Origin of the sequence: Marinomonas sp. TW1 (assembly GCF_001625355.1) — a bacterium.
Classification (GTDB): Bacteria; Pseudomonadota; Gammaproteobacteria; order Pseudomonadales; family Marinomonadaceae; genus Marinomonas.
In genome coordinates this window covers 38,732-57,110 of record NZ_JSEE01000019.1, presented here as the reverse complement: position 1 = coordinate 57,110, position 18,379 = coordinate 38,732, and the positions used below count along the sequence as shown (strand labels likewise).

Here is an 18,379-nt window from a genome sequence, read left to right as displayed (position 1 = left end):
ATGCTAGGAATCTGAGTCATGGCTCTAACTAAAGAAGATATCATCAATGCAGTAGCAGAAATGTCTGTAATGGACGTTGTTGAACTGATTGAAGCAATGGAAGAAAAATTCGGTGTAACTGCGGCAGCTGCTGTTGCTGCTGGCCCAGCTGCTGAAGCTGGCGGTGCTGCTGAAGCACAAACTGAATTTGACGTTGTTCTTACTGCTGCAGGCGATAAGAAAGTTAACGTAATCAAAGCTGTTCGTGCAGCAACTGGTCTTGGCTTGAAAGAAGCTAAAGGCATGGTTGACGGCGCTCCAGCGACTGTTAAAGAAGGCGTTTCTAAAGAAGACGCTGATGCACTTAAAGCGGCTCTTGAAGAAGCTGGTGCATCTGTCGAAATCAAGTAATGATACTTGCATTTCCAGATTTCGACCGCTAGTCGAAATGGCTGGTGACTTTATTGTCACCGGCCTTTTTGGGTTTCAGAAACTCAAATAAACTGAAAAGAATTTTTTAAAATGAGAGAGTTTTCTCTCATTCAATGGTAAGGCCTGATTTGGGCCTTTTGCGTCAATGTGCACAAGCTGGGGAATGCTGATGGCTTACTCATACACTGAGAAAAAACGTATCCGTAAGGATTTCGGTAAACTGCCGCCCGTTTTGGATGTGCCATACTTGCTGGCAATTCAGCTTGAATCCTATCGCAATTTTCTGCAAGAAGGTAAAGCGATTGCAGAGCGTGGGGAATTAGGTCTGCATGGGGCCTTTAAATCTGTCTTTCCAATGGTCAGTTTTTCCGGCAATGCGGCGCTAGAATACGTCGATTACCGTTTAGGCAAGCCAGTATTTGATGTTAAAGAGTGTCAGTTGCGTGGTGTTACCTACGCGGCACCTTTGCGTGTTCGAGTTCGACTCATCATTTATGATAAAGAGTCCTCTAACAAGGCCATCAAAGACATCCGCGAGCAAGAAGTTTACATGGGCGAAATTCCGCTCATGACAGACAATGGTACTTTTGTTATCAACGGAACTGAGCGTGTAATTGTTTCGCAATTGCATCGTTCTCCTGGTGTGTTCTTCGATCACGATCGTGGTAAGACACACTCTTCAGGTAAGTTGTTACATTCAGCTCGCGTTATCCCATACCGTGGTTCATGGTTGGATTTCGAGTTTGATCCAAAAGATTGCGTTTTTGTTCGTATTGACCGTCGTCGTAAATTGCCTGCAACTATCTTGTTGCGCGCTTTAGGTTACGGTACGGAACAAATTCTAGAAACTTTCTTCGAAACAACACGTTTCTATTTGAATCGTGAAGGTTTTGAAATGGAGTTGATTGCGAATCGCCTTCGTGGTGATACCGCATTGTTTGATATCGCTGACGGCAATGGCGAAGTCATTGTTGAAGAAGGTCGTCGTATTACGGCTAAGCATATTCGTATTCTTGAGAAAGCCGGTTTGGATCGTCTTTCTGTACCACTTGAGTACATGCTTGGTAAAGTTACGGCGAAGAACCTAGTTCACCCATCAACAGGTGAATTGATCGCAGAAGCCAACACTGAGTTGTCTGTTGATCTTCTAGAAGCTTTGGTTTCTTCAGGTATTACTGAAGTGGAAACCCTGTATACAAATGATTTGGATAATGGTCCATTCATTTCCGATACATTACGCATTGATCCGACCAGCAATCAGTTAGAGGCGTTGGTTGAGATCTATCGCATGATGCGTCCAGGCGAGCCACCAACCAAAGAATCTGCTGAAGGTCTATTCCAAGGCTTGTTCTTCTCTGAAGATCGTTATGATTTATCTGGCGTTGGTCGAATGAAGTTCAACCGTCGTCTTGGTCGTGACGAAGACACTGGTTTTGGTGTTCTGGATAACGAAGACATTGTTGCTGTGCTAAAAACCTTGCTGGATATCCGTAACGGTAATGGCATGGTGGATGACATTGATCACCTTGGTAACCGTCGTGTTCGTTCTGTTGGTGAAATGGCTGAAAACCAATTCCGTGTTGGTTTGGTGCGTGTTGAGCGTGCAGTGAAAGAGCGTCTGTCTATGGCAGAAGCCGATGGCCTAATGCCACAAGACTTGTTGAATGCTAAGCCGGTTGCGGCGGCAATCAAAGAGTTCTTCGGTTCTAGCCAATTGTCACAGTTTATGGACCAAAACAACCCGCTTTCGGAAGTCACTCACAAGCGTCGTGTTTCGGCATTGGGGCCTGGTGGTTTGACACGTGAACGTGCTGGTTTTGAAGTGCGTGACGTACACGCCACTCACTACGGTCGTGTTTGTCCTATCGAAACACCGGAAGGTCCAAACATCGGTTTGATCAACTCTTTGTCTACCTATGCTCGCACAAACAGCTACGGTTTCTTAGAGACGCCTTACCGTAAGGTAATTGATGGCAAGATCACTGATGAAACGGTTTACGTTTCGGCAATTGATGAAGCGAAATACGTTATTGCCCAAGCGTCTGCAAATGTAGATGAAGAAGGGCGTTTGGTTGATGAGTTGGTACAGGTTCGTCATATGCACGAAACCACTCTGATTCCAAAAGAAAAAGTAAACTTGATGGATGTATCACCACGTCAGGTTGTATCTGTTGCGGCGTCTTTGATTCCGTTCCTTGAGCACGATGATGCCAACCGTGCCTTGATGGGATCGAACATGCAACGTCAGGCCGTGCCAACGCTTAAGGCTGATAAGCCAGTGGTTGGTACCGGTATGGAGAAAAACGTCGCGAAAGATTCTGGCGTTTGTATCGTTGCTCGTCGTGGTGGTGAGATTGAATCGGTTGATGCTAGTCGTATCGTTGTTCGAGTGAACTCGGAAGAAACGATTGCAGGTGAAGCCGGTGTTGATATCTACAGCTTAACGAAATACGTTCGTTCTAACCAAAATACCTGTATTAACCAGCGTACTTTGGTGATGAAGGGTGAAAAGGTAGCGTCTGGCGATATCATGGCGGACGGTCCTTCTGTTGATATGGGTGATTTGGCACTTGGCCAAAACATGCGTATCGCTTTCATGCCTTGGAATGGTTTTAACTTCGAGGATTCCATCCTTGTATCTGAGCGTGTTGTAGAAGAGGATCGTTTCACTTCTATTCACATTCAAGAGCTAACTTGTGTGGCGCGTGATACTAAGCTTGGGCCTGAAGAGATTACAGCCGATATTCCGAACGTTGGTGAAGGTGCTCTGTCTAAACTGGATTCCTCCGGTATCGTATACATCGGTGCTGAAGTAGAGCCTGGTGATATTTTGGTTGGTAAAGTCACCCCTAAAGGTGAAACTCAACTGACGCCTGAAGAGAAGCTATTGCGTGCCATCTTCGGTGAAAAAGCATCGGACGTGAAAGACACGTCTCAGAGAGTTAAAACAGGTACTCGCGGTACGGTAATCGATGTACAAGTCTTCACTCGTGATGGTATCGAGAAAGATGAGCGTGCCAAGTCCATTGAGAAATCTCAATTGGATCAAGTGCGTAAGGACTTGAACGAAGAGTTCCGTATTGTTGAAAAAGCGACTTTCGAGCGTTTGGCTGAAGCCCTAGTGGGTCAGCAAGCCGAAGGTGGTCCAGGGTTGGCGCGTAATGCGGTGATCACTGAAGACTACCTGGCGAATCTAGATCACCCTGAGTGGTTTAAAATTCGTGTGGCAAACGAAGAAGCCAGTGAGCAGCTTGAAAAAGCGCAAGCGGCTTTGATCGAGCGTCGTAAAGAACTAGATGCGAAATTTGAAGACAAGAAACGTAAACTACAAACAGGTGACGATTTAGCGCCTGGCGTTCTTAAGATCGTGAAAGTTTATGTGGCGATTAAGCGTCGTATTCAGCCTGGTGATAAAATGGCCGGCCGTCATGGTAACAAGGGTGTAATCTCTAAAATCATGCCGGTAGAAGACATGCCATACGATGAGAATGGTGACCCTGTGGACATCGTGTTGAACCCGCTAGGTGTTCCTTCGCGTATGAACGTTGGTCAGGTTCTTGAGACTCACTTGGGTGCGGCGTCGAAAGGTTTAGGTCGTAAGATCAATGAAATGCTTGCGGCAGAGCGTGAAAAAGCAGAAGCGGTCACTGAACTACGTGGATTCTTAAATGAAATCTACAATGGTTATGAGGGTGATTTGCAGTGTGCGCGTACGGAAGATCTGGACAGCTTTACAGACGAAGAAATTCTAACCTTGGCGGCCAACCTTAAAGGTGGTGTTCCAATGGCGTCTGGTGCCTTCGATGGTGCGAAAGAGGCAGAAATTAAGCGTATGTTGCGTCTAGCTGGCTTGAACGAAAGTGGTCAGGTAACTCTGTACAACGGTCGTACTGGTGATGCCTTCGAGCGTCCAGTAACGGTTGGTTACATGTACATGCTGAAGTTGAACCACTTGGTTGATGACAAGATGCACGCACGTTCTACTGGTTCTTACAGCTTGGTTACTCAGCAGCCGCTGGGTGGTAAAGCGCAATTCGGTGGTCAGCGTTTCGGTGAGATGGAGGTATGGGCACTAGAGGCATACGGTGCTGCATACACGCTACAAGAAATGTTGACGGTTAAGTCGGATGATGTGAATGGTCGTACTAAGATGTATAAGAACATCGTAGATGGTGACCACCGCATGGAGCCAGGCATGCCTGAGTCCTTCAACGTGTTGGTGAAAGAGATTCGCTCTCTTGGTATCGACATCGAGTTGGAAAACGAATAAGCACGAATCACATTTGACCTGCTGGGGAAGACACTTCCCCAGCCTTATGAGTGGGGCGAATATCCATGAAAGACTTATTAGGTCTTCTAAAATCACAAGGACAATCTGACGAGTTTGATGCGATCCGCATTGGCTTGGCATCACCAGATATGATTCGTTCATGGTCTTACGGTGAAGTTAAAAAGCCTGAGACCATCAACTACCGTACGTTCAAGCCTGAACGTGACGGTTTGTTCTGTGCCAAAATCTTTGGTCCTATCAAGGACTATGAGTGCTTGTGTGGTAAATACAAGCGTTTGAAACACCGTGGTGTTATTTGTGAGAAGTGTGGCGTTGAAGTGGCTCTGTCTAAAGTGCGTCGTGAACGCATGGGGCATATCGAGCTTGCATCGCCAGTGGCTCACATTTGGTTCCTAAAATCTTTGCCATCTCGTATCGGTCTTATCATGGATATGACCTTGCGTGATATTGAGCGTGTTTTGTACTTTGAATCTTTCATCGTGATTGATCCAGGTATGACAACGCTTGATAAAGGTCAATTGCTAAACGACGAACAGTACTTTGAAGCACTGGAAGAGTTTGGTGACGAGTTTGATGCCCGCATGGGTGCTGAAGCGGTTCAGATGCTACTACGTGATCTGGATATGCCGGAAGAAATCAACAGAATGCGTGAAGAGCTAAACAGCACAAATTCTGAAACTCGTATCAAGAAGCTGTCTAAGCGTTTGAAATTGGTTGAAGCTTTCTATCATTCTGGTAACAACCCAGAGTGGATGGTGCTTGATGTATTGCCAGTTCTACCACCAGATTTGCGTCCGTTGGTGCCGCTAGAAGGTGGTCGTTTTGCGACATCTGACTTGAACGATTTGTACCGTCGAGTGATCAACCGTAACAACCGTTTGAAGCGTCTACTAGAGCTATCGGCTCCAGACATCATCGTACGTAACGAAAAGCGTATGTTGCAAGAGTCTGTTGATGCTTTGCTTGATAATGGTCGTCGCGGTCGTGCGATTACCGGTTCTAACAAGCGTCCATTGAAATCTTTGGCAGACATGATCAAAGGTAAGCAAGGTCGTTTCCGTCAGAACCTACTTGGTAAGCGTGTAGACTACTCTGGCCGTTCTGTAATCACAGTAGGTCCGTCTTTACGTCTACATCAATGTGGTCTTCCTAAGAAGATGGCATTGGAACTGTTCAAACCATTCATCTTCTCTAAGCTTGAGTTGCGCGGTATGGCGACAACCATTAAAGCAGCGAAGAAAATGGTAGAGCGTGAAACACCTGAGGTGTGGGATATTCTTGATGAAGTTATCCGCGAACACCCAGTGATGCTTAACCGTGCGCCAACACTTCACCGTTTGGGTATCCAAGCGTTTGAACCTATGTTGATTGAAGGTAAAGCAATCCAATTGCATCCGTTAGTTTGTGCGGCGTACAACGCTGACTTTGACGGTGACCAAATGGCGGTTCACGTTCCTTTGACAATCGAAGCTCAGCTTGAAGCGCGTGCTTTGATGATGTCGACGAACAACATTCTATCACCAGCAAACGGTGAGCCGATTATCGTGCCTTCTCAGGACGTGGTATTGGGCTTGTACTACATGACTCGTGAGAAAATCAATGCCAAGGGTGAAGGCATGGCGTTTTCTGACATCAAAGAAGTACACCGTGCATACGGCGCGAAACAAGTGGATTTGCATGCCAAAGTAAAAGTACGTATCAGCCAAGTTGATACGACGCTAGAAGGCGATAAAGTTGCTTCTACTTTCATTGCAGATACGACGGTTGGTCGTGCTTTGTTGTTTGATATCGTGCCAGATGGCCTTCCCTTCTCAGTGGTTAACCAACCAATGAAGAAAAAGGCGATCTCAAACCTGATCAACGAGTGTTACCGTAAAGTGGGCTTGAAAGAGAGCTGTATCTTTGCTGACCAGTTGATGTACACAGGTTTCGCGTACGCAACAGCATCTGGTTCTTCTGTTGGTGTTGATGACTTCGTTATTCCGCCAGAAAAAGCAGAGATCATTGCTAAAGCGGAAGAAGAAGTTAAAGAAATCGAATATCAGTACGCTGATGGTTTGGTAACGCAGGGCGAGAAATACAACAAGGTAATTGACTTGTGGTCTCGTACCAACGAAACCGTTACAGAAGCCATGATGAATAACTTGGCTAAAGAGACAACCATCAATAAAGACGGTGAAGAGGTTGAGCAACAATCTTTTAACTCTGTTTACATGATGGCCGACTCCGGCGCCCGTGGTAGTGTGGCTCAGATGCGTCAGCTAGGTGGTATGCGTGGTCTGATGGCGAAACCAGATGGTTCCATCATCGAAACGCCGATCACAGCGAACTTCCGTGAAGGTCTATCTGTACTTCAGTACTTTACCTCTACTCACGGTGCTCGTAAGGGTCTAGCCGATACCGCATTGAAAACAGCGAACTCGGGTTATCTAACTCGTCGTCTTGTTGATGTTGCGCAGGATTTGGTTATTACAGAAGTCGATTGTGGATCAACCAATGGCATCGTCGTGAATGCAATGATTGAAGGTGGCGATGTTGTTGTGCCTCTAGGTCAGCGTGTTCTTGGTCGTGTGGTTGCGCAAGATGTGAATGACTCCAAAGGTAACCTAGTGCTTGCGGCTGGTACTTTGATTGATGAGCACGATGTGCGTGATATCGAAGCAGCGGGTGTTGATGAGATGCTTATCCGTTCTGTTATCACTTGTGATACACGCCATGGCGTGTGTGCGAAGTGTTACGGTCGTGATTTGGCTCGTGGACATCAGGTCAACATTGGTGAGGCAATCGGTGTTGTTGCAGCACAATCGATTGGTGAGCCTGGTACACAGTTAACCATGCGTACTTTCCACATCGGTGGCGCGGCGTCTCGAGCGTCTGCCGTAGACAGTGTTCAAGTTAAGAGCGCAGGTACCGTTCGTTTCCATAAAATGAAGAGTATCGAGCGTGATACAGGACATTTGGTTGTGGCGTCTCGTTCTTCTGAATTGGCGATTGCTGATGAAGCAGGTCGTGAGAAAGAACGTTACAAGCTGCCTTATGGTGCTGTGTTGAGTGTACGTGAAGGCGATGCTGTTGAAGCTGGCCAGATCGTTGCGAACTGGGATCCACACACTCACCCAATCGTATCTGAGATGAAAGGTCGTCTGGAATTCAGCGGAATGGAAGAGAATGTTACCATTCGTCGCCAATCTGATGAAATGACAGGTTTGACTACCATTGAAGTTATGGAAGTGAAAGACCGTCCTTCGGCAGGTAAAGATCTTCGTCCTATGATCTCTGTCGTTGATGCAGAAGGGAATCCAGTGCACATCCCTGGTACCGACTCTCCAGTACAGTACATGTTGCCTGAGAAAGCGCTATTGAGCTTGGATCACGGTGCAACGGTTAAGTCTGGTGAAGTACTAGCGCGTATTCCACAAGAATCGCAAGGTAACAAGGATATCACCGGTGGTCTGCCACGAGTAGCCGACTTATTTGAAGCGCGTCGTCCGAAAGATCCTGCTGTGATGGCAGAAGCGACTGGTGTGGTGAGCTTTGGTAAAGAGACTAAGGGTAAGATCCGTTTGGTTATCACGCCACAAGATGGTGGTGATCCAATCGAGACTTTGATCCCGAAATGGCGTCAAATCAACATCTTCGATGGTGAAGAAGTGGCTAAAGGTGAGATCATCGCCGACGGTCCTTTAAGCCCTCACGATATCTTGCGTCTTCAAGGTGTAGAGGCTTTGGCTGACTACATTACGAACGAAGTGCAAGAAGTTTATCGTTTACAGGGTGTTGTGATTAACGATAAGCACATTGAGGTTATCGTTCGTCAAATGCTACGTAAAGTAGAAGTGGGTGAGTCTGGTGATACAGATCTGATCCAAGGTGACCAAGTTGAGTTGACTCAACTGTTGGACGCAAACGAGAAAGCGGAAGCAGAAGGTAAATTCACTGCTAAGTTTGAACGTGTGCTTCTGGGTATCACGAAAGCTTCTTTGGCAACAGAGTCTTTCATCTCTGCTGCATCTTTCCAAGAGACAACTCGTGTCTTGACCGAAGGTGCTGTGACAGGTAAGAAAGACCACTTGCGTGGCTTGAAAGAAAACGTTGTAGTAGGTCGTCTGATCCCAGCGGGTACAGGTTTGGCTTACCACAGTGAGCGTAAGAAGAAGAAAGATTCTGCGCAAATGGCAAATGAAGGAAGTCCTACAGTAAGTGCATCTGATGTGGAAGAAGCATTAAGTGCCGCACTGAAAGACTAATTCTTTGCTTTAAATCGGTAGGGAGGTGATTTTTTAGTCGCCTCCCTATTGACTGTTTTATAGGCGCAAATTAAACTTGCGCCTCCTTAATTTTGGCGATTTCCGTCATAAGAATTGGATTTTTGGAGCTTGTCTAATGGCAACCGTTAACCAGTTGGTTCGTAAACCACGTAAACGTAAAGTGGCAAAGAGTGACGTTCCTGCGTTACAAGCTTGTCCGCAACGCCGCGGTGTCTGCACTCGCGTATATACAACTACGCCTAAAAAGCCTAACTCAGCTTTGCGTAAAGTATGTCGTGTTCGTTTGACTAACGGCTTCGAAGTAACTTCCTACATCGGTGGTGAAGGTCACAACCTGCAAGAACACAGCGTAGTGCTGATTCGCGGCGGTCGTGTAAAAGACCTTCCTGGTGTTCGTTACCACACAGTTCGTGGTAGCTTGGATACTTCAGGCGTACAAAATCGTAAGCAAGGCCGTTCTAAGTACGGAACTAAACGTCCTAAGTAAGTTTCATTACTTAGTTCATCGTTTAGACACAATTTTTTAATACAGTAAGGCCGAGCAGTAATCCTATTGTCTCGGGCTAACCTGAAGAGGATATAAAAATGCCTAGAAGACGCGTCGTCGCTAAGCGTGAAGTACTTCCAGATCCTAAGCATGGAAGTCAGTTACTTGCAAAATTCATTAACCACGTTATGGTTAGTGGCAAGAAATCTGTTGCAGAGCACATTGTATACAGTGCCCTAAATACTGTAGCAGAGCGCGCTAAAACTGAAGAGCCAATGGCTATCTTCGAAAAAGCGTTAGAGTCTATCCAGCCAATGGTTGAGGTTAAATCTCGCCGTGTTGGTGGTGCTACCTACCAAGTGCCTGTAGAGGTTCGTCCAGCTCGTCGTGCAGCATTGTCTATGCGTTGGTTGGTTGAGTCTTCTCGTAAGCGTGGTGAAAAATCAATGGCTCTACGTCTAGCAGGCGAGATCCTAGATGCTGCTGAGAACAAAGGTTCTGCTGTTAAGAAACGTGAAGACGTTCACCGTATGGCAGAAGCGAACAAAGCATTCTCTCACTACCGTTTCTAATCGTCCGGAGAAGTATACACAGTGGCACGTAAAACCCCGATCAACCGCTACCGAAATATCGGTATCTGTGCGCACGTTGATGCAGGTAAAACGACGACGACTGAACGCGTTCTTTTCTATACTGGTCTGTCTCATAAAATCGGTGAAGTGCACGATGGTGCAGCAACGATGGATTGGATGGAGCAAGAACAAGAACGCGGTATTACGATTACTTCGGCAGCAACAACTTGCTTCTGGAGTGGGATGAGTCAGCAGTTTGATCAGCACCGTATCAATATTATTGATACGCCTGGACACGTAGACTTTACGATTGAAGTAGAGCGTTCATTACGTGTGTTAGATGGTGCGGTCGTTGTGCTTTGTGGTTCTTCTGGCGTTCAGCCTCAAACTGAGACCGTTTGGCGTCAGGCAAATAAGTATGAAGTGCCACGTATGGTGTTCGTCAATAAGATGGACCGTACGGGAGCGGATTATTTTTCTGTTGTTGAGCAATTAAAGTCTCGTTTGGGGGCTAATGCTGTTCCAATCCAAATTAACATTGGCGCTGAAGAAGACTTCAAAGGCGTGGTGGATTTGGTGCTGATGAAAGCCATCATGTGGAATGAAGAAGATCAGGGGATGACTTACCGTTTGGAAGACATTCCTGCTGATCTTGTTGATGTCGCCACTGAATGGCGTGAGCAGATGTTGGAAGCCGCAGCAGAGGCGAATGAAGAATTGATGGATAAGTACCTTGAAGAAGGGGATTTGTCTGTTGAGGATGTAAAAGCAGGCTTACGAGCGCGCACCCTAAATAATGAAGTGGTGTTAGTGACGTGTGGTTCTGCTTTTAAAAATAAAGGTGTTCAGGCGGTACTTGATGCCGTTGTTGAATACATGCCTTCGCCGCTTGAAGTAAAAGCGATTGAAGGCACGCTTGAAGATGGTGAAACTGTCGTCGCTCGCGAGGCGAATGACGATGCACCGTTTTCAGCATTGGCTTTTAAAATAGCGACAGACCCATTTGTTGGGACATTGACATTTATTCGTGTGTATTCAGGTACATTAAAATCGGGTGATGCGGTTTACAACTCTGTGAAGCAGAAGCGTGAACGTGTTGGTCGAATGGTACAGATGCATGCTAATAATCGCGAAGAGATCAAAGAGGTGTTAGCGGGTGACATAGCGGCTGCGGTTGGTATGAAGTACGTGACAACGGGCGATACGCTTTGCGATATGAATGATGTTGTTGTGCTAGAGCGAATGGAGTTTCCAGAGCCGGTTATTTCCGTAGCGGTTGAGCCTAAATCTCAAGCCGACCAAGAAAAGATGGCTGTGGCGTTAGGAAAATTAGCTCAAGAAGACCCGTCTTTCCGTGTGGAAACGCATGAAGAGACAGGGCAAACCATTATTTCCGGAATGGGCGAGCTACATCTTGATATTCTCGTGGATCGAATGAAGCGAGAGTTTAAGGTGGATGCAAATATCGGTAAGCCACAAGTGTCTTACCGTGAAAAAATTCGCAAAGAAGTGGTGATTAACCACAAATTTGTGCGTCAATCTGGTGGTCGTGGTCAATACGGTCACGTCGTGATGAAATTGATTCCATCTGATAAAGATGGGCTTGAATTCGTCAACGAGATTGTTGGTGGTGTTATTCCTAAGGAATACATCCCTGCAGTAGAAAAGGGTGTTTCAGAGCAAATGAAGAACGGTATTGTCGCTGGTTACCCATTGTTGGGTATGAAGGTGGTATTGTTCGATGGTTCATACCATGATGTTGACTCTAATGAAATGGCCTTTAAAATTGCAGCTTCTCAAGGTTTGAGAAAAGGCGCAGCAGATGCTGATCCTTGTGTTCTTGAACCTGTGATGAAAGTGGAAGTTGTAACTCCTGAAGAATACATGGGCGATGTGATGGGTGACCTGAACCGTCGTCGTGGCATTGTTCAGGGGATGGACGATTCCCCGTCAGGGAAGATTATTCGTGCTGAAGTTCCTCTCGGGGAGATGTTCGGATATGCAACTGACGTGCGAAGCTTGTCGCAAGGGCGTGCAAGCTATGCAATGGAGTTTGAGAAATACGCTGAAGCACCAGCTAGTGTGGCAGACGCGATCATCAAAAATGAAGATTAATCATCATACTTACTAATACTTAAGGTGTATGTATCATGGCAAAAGAAAAGTTCGAACGTAATAAACCACACGTAAACGTTGGTACTATCGGTCACGTTGACCACGGTAAAACGACTCTAACAGCAGCACTAACTCGCGTATGTGCAGAAGTATTCGGCGGTGAAGCCGTTGCTTTCGACGGTATCGATAACGCTCCTGAAGAGCGTGAGCGTGGTATCACTATCTCAACTTCTCACGTTGAGTATGATTCTCCAACTCGTCACTACGCACACGTAGACTGCCCAGGACACGCCGATTATGTTAAAAACATGATCACTGGTGCTGCCCAAATGGACGGTGCGATCCTAGTATGTGGTGCGACTGATGGCCCTATGCCTCAGACTCGTGAGCACATCCTTCTTTCTCGTCAGGTAGGTGTACCTTACATCGTTGTTTTCCTAAACAAAGCTGACCTACTTGCTGAAGACTGTGGCGGTGCGGATTCTGAAGAATACGCTGAAATGCTAGAGTTGGTAGAGATGGAATTGCGTGACCTTCTATCTGAGTACGACTTCCCAGGTGATGATACTCCAATCATTCCAGGTTCTGCTTTGATGGCATTGAACGGCGAAGACGACAACGAAATGGGTACAACAGCTGTTAAGAAGCTTGTTGAAACTCTAGACGAGTACATCCCTGAGCCAGAGCGTGCAATCGACGGTGCATTCATCATGCCTATCGAGGACGTATTCTCTATCCAAGGTCGTGGTACTGTTGTAACTGGTCGTGTTGAGCGTGGCATCATCCGCATCCAAGAAGAAGTTGAAATTGTTGGTATCGTTGATACTACTAAAACAACTTGTACTGGTGTTGAGATGTTCCGTAAACTTCTTGACGAAGGCCGTGCTGGTGAGAACTGTGGTATCTTGCTACGTGGTACTAAGCGTGAAGACGTTCAGCGTGGTCAAGTATTGGCTAAGCCTGGCTCTATCACACCTCACACTGAATTCGAAGCTGAAGTATACGTACTAGGCAAAGATGAAGGTGGTCGTCACACTCCTTTCTTTAAAGGTTACCGTCCACAGTTCTACTTCCGTACAACTGACGTAACTGGTGCTTGTTCACTACCTGAAGGTGTTGAGATGGTTATGCCTGGTGACAACATTCAAATGACTGTTGAACTAATTCACCCAATCGCGATGGACGAAGGTCTACGTTTCGCGATTCGTGAAGGTGGTCGTACAGTTGGTGCGGGCGTTGTAGCTAAAATCATCAAGTAATCGATTTTCAAATCTTACTTTTTGAAAAAGGCTGTCTGTTTCAGGCAGCCTTTTTATTTTGCGGTTAATTTAGGTACTTTGAAATTGGTTACTTGACAACCAGTTTTGGAGTGGCTAATATTCGCCGTCCTTAAAAAAAGGATTGTGGCTTAATAAATGTACAGTTAAGTCATGACAACATTGTATTTGGAGTTGGAAATGCAAAGCCAAAAAATCCGTATTCGTCTGAAAGCTTTCGATCACCGTCTGATTGATGCTTCAACACAAGAAATTGTGGACACAGCGAAACGTACAGGTGCGCAAGTGCGTGGACCGATTCCACTTCCTACTCGCAAAGAGCGTTATACAGTATTGATTTCTCCACACGTAAACAAAGATGCGCGTGATCAATATGAAATCCGTACACACAAACGTGTTCTAGACATCGTTGAGCCAACAGAAAAAACTGTTGATGCTCTAATGAAGCTAGACCTTGCGGCAGGCGTGGAAGTACAAATTTCTTTGGGTTAATAGCTCAAAGTTTGGGGTGCGAGAACCGGCTGGTTATCAGTCGGCTTATGCACATTAGTGGAATGATCTGGAATGGTCAGCCGTAGCGGGTGATAGCCCCATACACAACTGGCAAATGAGGTAGAAAATGACTATTCAATTAGTCGGACGTAAAGCCGGAATGACACGTATCTTCAACGAAGATGGTGTATCCGTGCCAGTAACCGTCATCGAGGTTGAACCGAACCGCGTTACTCAGGTGAAAACTGCAGAAACTGATGGCTATCAAGCTGTTCAAGTAACTGTTGGCTCTCGCCGTTCAAACCGTGTAAACAAAGCTGCTGCTGGACACTATGCAAAAGCCAACGTTGAAGCGGGTCGTGGTTTGTGGGAGTTCCGCCTGTCTGGTGATGAAAAAGAAATCAATGTTGGTGATGAACTGACTGTTGCTGATTTCGAATCTATCCAAATGGTTGATGTTACTGGTCAATCAAAGGGTAAAGGGTTTCAAGGTGCCGTTAAGCGTCATAATTTCCGTACGCAAGACGCAACACATGGTAACTCATTGTCTCACCGTGCTCCTGGTTCCATTGGCCAATGTCAAACACCTGGTCGTGTTTGGAAAGGCAAGAAAATGGCTGGCCACATGGGCGCTGCTCAAGTAACAACTCAATCACTAGAAGTGGTTCGCGTTGATGCTGAACGTAACCTTATCCTTGTGAAAGGTGCGGTTCCTGGTGCAGTTAACGGTGATGTTATTCTTCAATCAGCTGTTAAAGCTCGCTAAGAGGGGTAGACAATGAACTTGAATCTTACAGGTGCAGAGGGAACGGTAGAAGTTTCTGATGTAGCCTTTGCTCGTGAATACAACGAAGCGCTTGTTCACCAAGTAGTTACATCTTACTTGGCAGGTGCTCGTCAGGGTTCTCGTGCTCAGAAAACACGCTCTGAAGTAGCCGGTGGCGGACGCAAACCTTGGAAACAAAAAGGTTCTGGTCGCGCGCGTGCAGGTACTATCCGTAGCCCTCTATGGCGCTCTGGTGGTGTAACATTTGCAGCTAAGCCACAAGATCACTCTCAGAAAGTGAACAAGAAGATGTACCGTGCAGCAATGCGCACCATCTGGTCTGAACTAGTACGTCAAGACCGTCTTGTTGTAGTTGAAGAACTTAAATTGGAAGCTCCAAAAACTAAGCTCTTCACGGCAAAAATGGCAGAATTGAATGTTGAAAACGTTTTGGTTGTTTCTCATGAATTGGACGACAATCTGTTTTTAGCGGCTCGTAATATCCCTAACGTGGATGTACGTGATGCAGCGTCTATCGATCCTGTTAGCTTGATTGCTTACGACAAAGTGTTGGTGACAGTTGGTGCTCTGAAACAAGTTGAGGAGACACTAGCATGATCGGCGAACGTATTTATAAAGTTCTGTTGGGTCCACACATCTCTGAAAAAGCGACTATCGTTGCCGAAGGTAATGGTCAGTACGTTTTTCGTGTAGCTGGTGATGCAACAAAACCTGAAATCAAACAAGCTATCGAAGCACTATTTGAAGTCAAAGTTGAGTCTGTTCGTACGTTGAACCATAAAGGTAAAACTAAGCGCACAGTTCGTGGTCTTGGCAAGCGTAGCGACGTGAAAAAAGCGTACGTTCGTTTGGCTGAAGGCCAAGACATTGATTTCATGGTCGCTGAATAAGGGGAGATAGGTCAATGGCTGTTGTAAAAAGTAAGCCAACGTCTGCAGGCCGTCGTCACGTTGTTAAAGTTACTAACAACGATTTGCACAAAGGCGCACCATATGCACCTTTGCTTGATAAGAAAAGCAAATCTGGTGGACGTAACAATAACGGACGCATCACTACGCGTCACGTAGGTGGTGGTCATAAGCAGCATTACCGTATGGTTGACTTCCGTCGTAACAAAGATGGAATTCCAGCGGTAGTTGAGCGTTTGGAATATGATCCAAACCGTTCTGCAAATATTGCATTGATTAAATATGCTGATGGTGAGCGTCGTTACATTATCGCTTCCAAAGGTATGGCGGCAGGCAATGTTGTCTTTAGTGGTGCTGACGCGCCAATCAAAGCAGGTAATACTTTGCCACTGCAAAATATTCCTGTAGGTAGCACAGTTCACTGTGTTGAGCTTAAGCCAGGTAAAGGTGCACAAATTGCACGTTCAGCTGGTGCCTCTGCTCAACTAGTCGCTCGTGAAGGTCGTTACGTTACTCTTCGCCTACGTTCAGGTGAAATGCGTAAGATCCTAACTGAGTGTCGCGCTACTTTGGGTGAAGTATCAAACTCTGAGCATAGCTTGCGAGTTCTTGGTAAAGCTGGTGCTACGCGTTGGCGTGGTATTCGTCCTACCGTTCGCGGTGCGGCGATGAACCCAGTTGATCACCCACATGGTGGTGGTGAAGGTCGTAGTAAAGGTGGTCGTCACCCAGTTACGCCTTGGGGTGTGCCAACTAAAGGCTACAAAACACGCAGTAACAAGCGTACTGATAAACTTATTGTACGTCGTCGTACTAAGTAATAAGAGGAATAGACTGTGCCACGTTCACTAAAAAAAGGTCCTTTTATCGACCTTCATTTGTTGAAAAAGGTAGAGGCTGCGGTAGAGAAAAAAGAACGCCGTCCAATTAAGACTTGGTCACGCCGTTCTACTATCTTCCCTGATTTTGTAGGGTTGACTATCGCTGTCCATAATGGTCGCCAACATGTTCCAGTTCTAGTAACTGAAGACATGGTCGGTCATAAATTGGGTGAGTTCGCTCCGACCCGTACATATCGTGGTCATGCTGCGGACAAGAAAGCCAAACGGTAATAAGGGGTATTAACATGAGTGAAGTAAGCGCTTCATTAAAGGGTGCTCGCCTCTCTGCGCAGAAGGCCCGTTTGGTTATAGATCAAATCCGCGGCAAATCTGTTAGCGAAGCACTGAACATCTTAACGTTCAGTCCTAAAAAGGCGGCAGTAATTGTCAAAAAAGTACTTGAGTCTGCTATTGCGAATGCTGAGCATAACGAAGGTGCTGATATCGATGACTTGCGTGTATCTACGGCGTATGTTGACGAGGCTATGACTCTGAAACGTATTATGCCACGTGCCAAAGGCCGTGCTGACCGTATTTTAAAACGCGGTTGCCATATTACAGTTAAAGTCGCTGACTAATTAGGAGAAACCCAATGGGTCAGAAGGTTCATCCAACTGGTATACGCCTAGGGATAGTTAAAGATCATACTTCTACTTGGTATGCGAATAATCAAAACTACTCTAAGCTGCTATTAAATGATCTTCAGGTGCGTGAGTACTTGGAGAAAAAATTGGTTCAGGCTTCTGTTTCTCGTATTGAGATTCAGCGTCCTGCTCAAACAGCTCGTATTACGATTCACACTGCTCGTCCGGGTATTGTGATTGGTAAGAAAGGTGAAGATGTAGAGAAACTACGTAATGCAGTTTCTGAGATGATGGGCGTTCCTGTTCACATCAACATCGAAGAAATTCGTAAGCCTGAAATGGATGCGAAATTGGTTGCAGCAAATATTGCTAGCCAATTAGAGCGTCGTGTTATGTTCCGTCGTGCAATGAAGCGTGCTGTACAAAACGCTATGCGTGCCGGCGCGAAAGGTATCAAGGTTCAGGTAAGTGGTCGTCTAGGCGGTGCTGAAATCGCACGTGCTGAGTGGTACCGTGAAGGTCGTGTACCTCTTCACACACTACGCGCAGACATTGACTACGCTACTTATGAAGCAAGCACAACTTACGGCATCATCGGTGTCAAAGTGTGGATCTTCAAAGGCGAAATCTTGGGCGGTATTGAGCAAGTGCGTGCTGATAAAGGCGCACAAAAGAAGAAGTCTAAGTAGGGGGTAAGTCATGTTACAGCCGAAACGTACTAAGTTCCGTAAGATGCAAAAAGGTCGTAACCGCGGTCTTGCTCTTCGCGGCAACCAGGTTAGCTTTGGTGAATTCGGATTGAAGTCGACCGAGCGTGGTCGTATTACTGCTCGTCAAATTGAGGCGGCGCGTCGTGCAATGACTCGTCACATCAAACGTGGTGGTAAGATTTGGATTCGTGTATTCCCTGATAAGCCTATTACTCAGAAGCCTCTTGAGGTTCGTCAGGGTAAAGGTAAGGGTAGCGTAGAATACTGGGTTGCTCAAATTCAACCTGGCAAGATGCTTTATGAAGTTGAGGGTGTTTCTGAGCAGTTAGCTCGTGAAGCATTTGCATTGGCCGCGGCTAAGCTTCCTCTGTCCACAACTTTCGTAACGCGTACGGTGATGTAGATGAAAGCAAAAGAACTGCAAGAAAAGTCTGTAGCTGAGCTACAAGCGACCTTGATCGAACTACTACGTGAGCAATTTAATCTGCGCATGCAGAAAGCCACTGGTCAGTTAGCGCAAACTCATTTGCTCTCGCAAGTTCGCCGCAATATCGCACGAGTGAAAACCGTGCTAAATGATAAGGCAGGTAACTAAG

The 18,379-nt window shown here is 46.2% G+C and carries 17 protein-coding genes; all 17 read left to right on the top strand.

Features of this window, described 5'->3' with window-relative positions; genetic code table 11:
• Positions 1 to 18 precede the first annotated feature (18 nt).
• The 17 genes from rplL to rpmC all read left to right on the top strand — a co-directional run bounded on the left by rplL (position 19) and on the right by rpmC (position 18,378).
• On the top strand, positions 19 to 390 hold the full coding sequence (gene rplL / locus OA79_RS16155; protein WP_063334255.1) for a 50S ribosomal protein L7/L12: 372 nt from the start codon (positions 19 to 21) through the stop codon (positions 388 to 390).
• A 190-nt stretch (positions 391 to 580) separates the two neighbouring features.
• The gene (gene rpoB, locus OA79_RS16150) at positions 581 to 4,681 is read left to right on the top strand and encodes a DNA-directed RNA polymerase subunit beta (RefSeq protein WP_063334254.1); all 4,101 of its coding nucleotides are present in this window, start codon (positions 581 to 583) and stop codon (positions 4,679 to 4,681) included.
• 65 nt (positions 4,682 to 4,746) lie between these two features.
• Positions 4,747 to 8,949, top strand: a complete 4,203-nt coding sequence (rpoC, locus tag OA79_RS16145) for a DNA-directed RNA polymerase subunit beta' (protein WP_063334253.1) — start codon at positions 4,747 to 4,749, stop codon at positions 8,947 to 8,949.
• 136 nt (positions 8,950 to 9,085) lie between these two features.
• Positions 9,086 to 9,457, top strand: coding sequence for a 30S ribosomal protein S12 (rpsL, locus tag OA79_RS16140; RefSeq protein ID WP_013659444.1), 372 nt, complete (start codon positions 9,086 to 9,088; stop codon positions 9,455 to 9,457).
• A gap of 98 nt (positions 9,458 to 9,555) precedes the next feature.
• The gene (gene rpsG / locus OA79_RS16135) at positions 9,556 to 10,029 is read left to right on the top strand and encodes a 30S ribosomal protein S7 (protein ID WP_013797845.1); all 474 of its coding nucleotides are present in this window, start codon (positions 9,556 to 9,558) and stop codon (positions 10,027 to 10,029) included.
• A gap of 21 nt (positions 10,030 to 10,050) precedes the next feature.
• A complete protein-coding gene (gene fusA / locus OA79_RS16130; protein WP_063334252.1) occupies positions 10,051 to 12,144 on the top strand; it encodes an elongation factor G in 2,094 nt (697 codons plus the stop codon).
• Positions 12,145 to 12,179: 35 nt separating this feature from the next.
• Entirely contained in the window at positions 12,180 to 13,403 is a 1,224-nt protein-coding gene (tuf, locus tag OA79_RS16125) for an elongation factor Tu (protein WP_063334251.1), read from the top strand.
• A gap of 198 nt (positions 13,404 to 13,601) precedes the next feature.
• Positions 13,602 to 13,913: a 30S ribosomal protein S10 gene (rpsJ, locus tag OA79_RS16120; RefSeq protein WP_012071937.1), complete on the top strand. Its 312-nt coding sequence runs from the start codon at positions 13,602 to 13,604 to the stop codon at positions 13,911 to 13,913.
• Positions 13,914 to 14,040: 127 nt separating this feature from the next.
• On the top strand, positions 14,041 to 14,679 hold the full coding sequence (gene rplC / locus OA79_RS16115) for a 50S ribosomal protein L3 (protein ID WP_013797842.1): 639 nt from the start codon (positions 14,041 to 14,043) through the stop codon (positions 14,677 to 14,679).
• A 12-nt stretch (positions 14,680 to 14,691) separates the two neighbouring features.
• Complete coding sequence (gene rplD / locus OA79_RS16110) at positions 14,692 to 15,297, top strand: 50S ribosomal protein L4 (RefSeq protein WP_063334250.1); 606 nt, start codon at positions 14,692 to 14,694, stop codon at positions 15,295 to 15,297.
• Complete coding sequence (rplW, locus tag OA79_RS16105; protein ID WP_013797840.1) at positions 15,294 to 15,590, top strand: 50S ribosomal protein L23; 297 nt, start codon at positions 15,294 to 15,296, stop codon at positions 15,588 to 15,590. Before rplD ends, rplW begins: the two co-directional genes overlap by 4 nt.
• Before the next feature lie 14 nt (positions 15,591 to 15,604).
• Positions 15,605 to 16,429, top strand: coding sequence for a 50S ribosomal protein L2 (gene rplB / locus OA79_RS16100; RefSeq protein WP_063334249.1), 825 nt, complete (start codon positions 15,605 to 15,607; stop codon positions 16,427 to 16,429).
• Between the two features lie 15 nt (positions 16,430 to 16,444).
• Entirely contained in the window at positions 16,445 to 16,720 is a 276-nt protein-coding gene (gene rpsS / locus OA79_RS16095) for a 30S ribosomal protein S19 (protein ID WP_013797838.1), read from the top strand.
• A 14-nt stretch (positions 16,721 to 16,734) separates the two neighbouring features.
• Complete coding sequence (gene rplV / locus OA79_RS16090) at positions 16,735 to 17,067, top strand: 50S ribosomal protein L22 (protein ID WP_063334248.1); 333 nt, start codon at positions 16,735 to 16,737, stop codon at positions 17,065 to 17,067.
• 14 nt (positions 17,068 to 17,081) lie between these two features.
• A complete protein-coding gene (rpsC, locus tag OA79_RS16085; RefSeq protein ID WP_013797836.1) occupies positions 17,082 to 17,762 on the top strand; it encodes a 30S ribosomal protein S3 in 681 nt (226 codons plus the stop codon).
• Between the two features lie 10 nt (positions 17,763 to 17,772).
• On the top strand, positions 17,773 to 18,186 hold the full coding sequence (gene rplP / locus OA79_RS16080) for a 50S ribosomal protein L16 (protein ID WP_013797835.1): 414 nt from the start codon (positions 17,773 to 17,775) through the stop codon (positions 18,184 to 18,186).
• Positions 18,187 to 18,378 carry a 50S ribosomal protein L29 gene (gene rpmC / locus OA79_RS16075; protein ID WP_013797834.1) on the top strand — a complete coding sequence of 64 codons (192 nt, stop codon included), beginning with the start codon at positions 18,187 to 18,189 and terminating at the stop codon, positions 18,376 to 18,378.
• Position 18,379: the final 1 nt, after the last annotated feature.